Annotated in this window: 5 protein-coding genes; 2 read left to right on the top strand and 3 right to left on the bottom strand. The window is 73.8% G+C overall.

The features are described from left to right. Positions 1–122: 122 nt before the first annotated feature. Positions 123–1,619, bottom strand: a complete 1,497-nt coding sequence (locus ACFW2E_RS41445) for an MFS transporter (protein WP_384475693.1) — start codon at positions 1,617–1,619, stop codon at positions 123–125. A gap of 86 nt (positions 1,620–1,705) precedes the next feature. On the opposite strand from ACFW2E_RS41445, the gene ACFW2E_RS41440 reads away from it, so the two are divergent. Further along, positions 1,706–2,098, top strand: a complete 393-nt coding sequence (locus ACFW2E_RS41440) for a MarR family winged helix-turn-helix transcriptional regulator (RefSeq protein ID WP_384475690.1) — start codon at positions 1,706–1,708, stop codon at positions 2,096–2,098. Between the two features lie 18 nt (positions 2,099–2,116). Here ACFW2E_RS41440 and ACFW2E_RS41435 read toward each other — a convergent pair whose 3' ends face one another. Beyond that, positions 2,117–2,851 (bottom strand): maleylpyruvate isomerase family mycothiol-dependent enzyme, encoded by a 735-nt coding sequence (locus ACFW2E_RS41435; RefSeq protein WP_384475687.1) that lies wholly within the window; start codon positions 2,849–2,851, stop codon positions 2,117–2,119. 359 nt (positions 2,852–3,210) lie between these two features. Here ACFW2E_RS41435 and ACFW2E_RS41430 point away from each other — a divergent pair, with 359 nt between their 5' ends. Continuing rightward, positions 3,211–4,173: a hypothetical protein gene (locus ACFW2E_RS41430; RefSeq protein WP_384475684.1), complete on the top strand. Its 963-nt coding sequence runs from the start codon at positions 3,211–3,213 to the stop codon at positions 4,171–4,173. Positions 4,174–4,203: 30 nt separating this feature from the next. Here the strand turns inward: ACFW2E_RS41430 and ACFW2E_RS41425 are convergent, their stop codons facing one another. After that, on the bottom strand, positions 4,204–4,800 hold the full coding sequence (locus tag ACFW2E_RS41425; RefSeq protein WP_384475681.1) for a Fic family protein: 597 nt from the start codon (positions 4,798–4,800) through the stop codon (positions 4,204–4,206). Positions 4,801–4,910: the final 110 nt, after the last annotated feature.

Below are 4,910 nucleotides of genomic sequence, written 5' to 3'. Positions count from 1 at the left end.
CGCCTGCGCCCCGTTGGGGTTGTGGGCTCATCCCCCCGTCCCCGCCAGGGCGGTCCCTCACACGCCGGGGGGCCGGGGGGGCCACGATACCCCCCGCGGGCCGCCCACACGGAGGCGTCCCCCTAGTCGCGGACCGGTACCGCTTCCGCCTGCGCCTCCTCCACGGTGGACCTGGCGACCACGACCGACGGCCGGGTACGACGGGTGCGCAGACCGGTGAGGGTGATGAGCAGTCCGGCCACGGCGACGCCGGTGACCACCACGAACCCGGGCCGGTAGCTGTCGAGCACGGCCTGCGGGGTGGCACGGCCGGGAGCGGCCGCGGTGACCACCGCCGTCACGACCGCCAGGAAGATCGCGCCGCCGACCTGGACCGAGGTGTTGAGCAGGCCCGAGACCATGCCCTGCTCGTGGTCCTCGACCCCGTTGGTGGCCTGGATGTTGAGCGACGGGAAGACCAGCGCGCAGGCCGCGCCGATCAGCAGCATCGAGGGCAGTACGGCTGCCGCGTACACCGGATCGAGGTCGACGCGCAGGAACAGCGCGTACCCGGCGACCATCAGCGCGAAGCCCGCCGCGATCAGCCGCGGCGTGCCGAACCGGTCGACGACCGAGCCGACCTTCGTCGAGGACACCGCCACCAGGGCGCCCGCGGGCAGGAAGGCCAGCGCGGTGTGCAGGGCCGACCAGCCGAGCAGCGACTGCATGTACAGAGTGGTCAGGAACTGGAACCCGACGTAGGAACCGAAGAAGGCCACCGCGCCGAGCTGGGCCCTGATCTGACCGCCCGAGCGCAGCACACCGAGCCGGATCAGCGGGCTGGGCGCATGCCGCTCGACCAGGACGAACACGGTCAGCAGGACGGCGACCGCGAGGAACGACAGCAGGGTGCGGGCGGACGCCCAGCCGGCCCCCGGTGCCTGGACGACGGTGAAGACGAGCAGCAGCATCGACGCCGTGCCCAGGACGGCGCCCGGGATGTCGTAGCCCGCGTGGTTGCGTTCGCGGGCGCTGCGCGGCAGCAGTCGCAGGCCGGCGATCAGGGCGACCACGGCGATCGGCGCGGGCAGCAGCATGGTCAGCCGCCAACTGGCCTCGGTGAGCAGGCCGGACAGCACCAGGCCCATGGAGAAGCCGGTGGCGGCGCAGGTCGTGTAGATGGAGAGGGCGCGGTTGCGCAGCGGGCCCTCGGGGAAGGTCGTGGTGATGATCGACAGGCCCGCGGGAGCGGTGAACGCCGCGCTCAGGCCCTTGATGAAGCGGCTGGCTATCAGCAATGGACCCGAGTCGACGAGTCCGCCAAGCAGCGAGGCGAGCGCGAAGACGCCCAGGGCCACCAGGAACACCTGACGGCGGCCGAGCAGGTCGGCGGTGCGGCCGCCGAGGAGGAGCAGCCCGCCGTATCCCAGGATGTAGCCGCTGACGATCCATTGCAGCGTCGATGTGGACAGATGGAGATCGGAACCGATGGATGGCAGGGCCACGCCGACCATCGACACGTCGAGCGCGTCGAGGAACATCGCGGCGCACAGCACCAGCAGCGTGCCCCACAGCCGGGGAGTCCAGCGAACAGACGGCGACGGCGACGGGGCCGCGGGGGCGGTGAGCGGAGAGGTCATGCCGAAGAGATTACATGCGTATGCATGAGATGCAAGCGCATTTAATTCCGGTGCAATGAACTGCGTTTCTCTGCTACGGTGCGGCCATGGCGGCGAAGAAGGCCGAGCAGGCGCTCGTGGAACAGTGGCGGGACATCCTGGCGCTGCACGCCCGTACGCAGTGCGAGCTCGACCGCGCGCTGAACGGACACGGCCTGTGCGCCAGTGACTTCGAGGTGCTCGATCTGCTCGCCGAGGGATACGCGGCGGACGGCGGCTGCGCCTACCGGGTTCAGGAGATCTCGGAGCGGGTGCATCTCAGCCAGAGCGCGCTGTCCCGGCTGATCGCCCGGCTAGAGAAGGACGGCCTGGTCGAGCGGGCCATGTGCGCGGAGGACCGGCGGGGCGTGCGGGTGGCGCTCACGGCGAAGGGGCACACGCTGCACGGCGAGGTGCTGCCGGTGCAGCGCGCGGTACTGACCCGGATGCTGACGAGCTGACGCGCCGACGGGCTGCCGTCAGATCGCGGACCGCTCCCGCCACAGCCCCGCCAGCGAGGCGTCGCCGGTCACACCGGGCACCGGTCCCCGGTTCCACAGTGCCAGGTACAACCGGTCCGCGGGACCGGCCAGTTCGGCCTCGGCCTGCCCGGCCGAGTCCCGTGTGGTGACGGGCGGCTCCGCCGACAGCCGTACGGTCCACACGTCGCCGGTGTCCGATGCGCGTACCCGCAGCACCTGCGGCTCCCGGGTACGCACCCGGCTCCGGGAGCGGGCGTGGAAGCCGCGCAGCAGCTCGTCGATCCCGTCCACGGCGAAGTCCCGCGCGACCGGTGACGGCGTGCCGCCGCGCGCCGACTCCGCGTCGTAGCGGTGCACGGTCGTCTCGTGCGCCTGCCGACGGGTCCAGAAAGCCAGCGGCGACGGGTTGGGGGCGGGGTGGAAGGTCCAGCACTCCACGTCGGACGGCGCGGCGGCCAGAGTGTCGACGAGCCGGCCGTGGCTGTCGCGGTACCAGGCCACCAGTTCCGTACCGTCGAGATCCGGGAGGTCGCCGAAGGGGCGCGGCCCGGTGTCCCCGTCGGCGACGACGCCGGCCGCCCAGCGGTGCACCGCGCCCGTGTGCCGCAGCAGGTCGCGCACCTGCCACTCCGGGCAGGTCGGCACCTTGGCACCGGTGCCCGCCTCCGCGGCGGCCGCGGCCAGCAGTCGGCCCTCCCGGTCGAGGATCTGAAGGAATTCGGCAGTCTCCATGAGGCGAGTGTGCCGGACGGACCGACCGGTGCGTCCCCGGTGTCAGAACTCGACCGGTGGCAGGGCGACGCCGAGTGAGAGGAGGAGGGTGCACAGTGGGGTCGCTGCCCGGCACGACGCTGTGCGACCGGGTCTTGTCCATGGGCGGCACGAAGACGGCCCAGGAGGGTGCCCGGCACCGGGCGAGGGCGGAAGCGGCCCGACCGGACCGTCACCCGTGCGTGCGGCAGGCAGCCCCATGGCGTGGCCCGCCCGGGCGACCCCCCGGCCACGGCTGCCGCTGCCGCTCACTCGCGCGCGGTCATGGTGGACCGGGCCCGTATGCCGGTGCCTCGTCTCCCTTTCGAAGAGAGGTTCCCATGCCCCGTCTGCCACGCATGGCCGGTGCCGCCGCGGCGGCCGTCGTCCTCGGCGCGCTCGCATCGGCTCCCGCGTCGGGCGACGAGCCGGAGCTGTCGGAGGCGCGTGTCGTCGCCCGCTTCGACTTCGGCGCCGGACGGACACCGGAGAACATCGCCCTCGAGCGCGACGGCTCCGCGGACCTGACCTTCGCGTTCGCCCGGCAGATCGCCAACGTCACCCCGGGCGGCCGCACCCGGATCCTGGCCACCCTCCCGGCCGTGCCGGACCCGAGGACCCCCGTCGTCCGCAGCGCCGTGGTCCTCGGCATCGCCCGCGCCCACGACGGCACGCTCTACGTCAACTACGCCACCGGCACCAGCAGGACCGGTGTCTGGCGCATCGCCCCCGACGGCAGCACGCCCGTACAGATCGCGAAGCTGCCGGCGAACGGGGTGCCGAACGGACTCGCCCTCGACGAGCACCGCGGTGTGCTCTACGCCGCCGACTCGGTGCTGGGCACCGTCTGGCGGATCCCCCGGGCGGGCGGGACCGTCACCGCCTGGGCCACGGGCGGCGCGCTCGCCCCGGCCCCCGCGCCCTCGGGCGGCTTCGGCGTCAACGGCATCAAGGTCCACGGCCATGCCGTGTGGGTCTCCAACAGCGCCCGGGGGACACTGCTGAGCATCCCCGTGCGCGCGGACGACACGGCCGGCGCGATCGAGACCAGGGCGACCGGGCTCGACGGGATCGACGACTTCGCCTTCACCGGACGCGGCCACACCGTCCTCGCCGCGCTGGTCACCACCAGCCGGATCGCGCTGGTCCGCCCGGACGGCAGCCACTCGGTCGTGCTCACACAGCGGGACGGCCTGTCCAACCCGACCTCCGTGGCCGTGCGGGACCGGAACGTCTACATCCCCGGAGCGGCCTACTACACGATGCGGGACCCGAACCTGCTCGTGGCCCGCCTCCACCGGTGACCGGGCCGCCGGCCGACGACCGGAGGAAGCCTACGTGCCGGCCCGTCGGCGCGTGGCCCGGATCAGTACGGCCACCAGCACCGCCAGATCGGCCGCCCCGTCGGCGTCGTCCGCGTACCGCGCGACGGGCAGTGGCCCGACCTCGTCCAGCCGTATCCCCTCCAGGTCGAGCACATGGGCCAGCGCCAGCAGGGCCAGCCGGGCGTTGCCGTCCGTGAAGGGGTGGAAGAAGGTGATGTCCAGGTACACCCGGGCCGCGCGCGCCGGGAGCGGGACGGCGGGATCGGCGCTCTCCCGCAGGCAGTCGGCGAAGTCCCGCCAGGTGTGCGGGGTCAGACCGTAGCGTTCCCGGCCGCCCTTGGCGAAGGCGTCGGTGTCGCGGAGGGGTGCCTCGGGCACGCCGAGCACGATCCGCTGCCAGGCGGCCAGCAGCGCCGGGCCGAGCGGCTCGCCCCGGGCACCGTCCGCGCGGGACCGGGCCAGCGCGGCCAGCAGCCGGTCGGCGCGGGCCGGGTCTCGGCGTCGTACCGGCCCGTCGTACCAGGCCGCGAGACCGTCGACGCGTCCCCTGACCGGGGGGGCCCCCCGGGCCGGGGGCCGCCGCGGGCCCCGCGCACCCCCCCCCACACCCCCCCCACCCGGCCCCCCCAAAACCCCCCCCCTCAACCCGCTCCCCCCGGCGCCCCCCCCCCCCCCGGACCGGGTGGTGGCGACCCGCATGGTCGTCGGCGACGACG

The sequence above is a fragment of the Streptomyces sp. NPDC058964 genome, from assembly GCF_042741275.1.
Taxonomy (GTDB): Bacteria; Actinomycetota; Actinomycetes; order Streptomycetales; family Streptomycetaceae; genus Streptomyces.
This window is presented reverse-complemented; position numbering and strand designations above follow the sequence as displayed.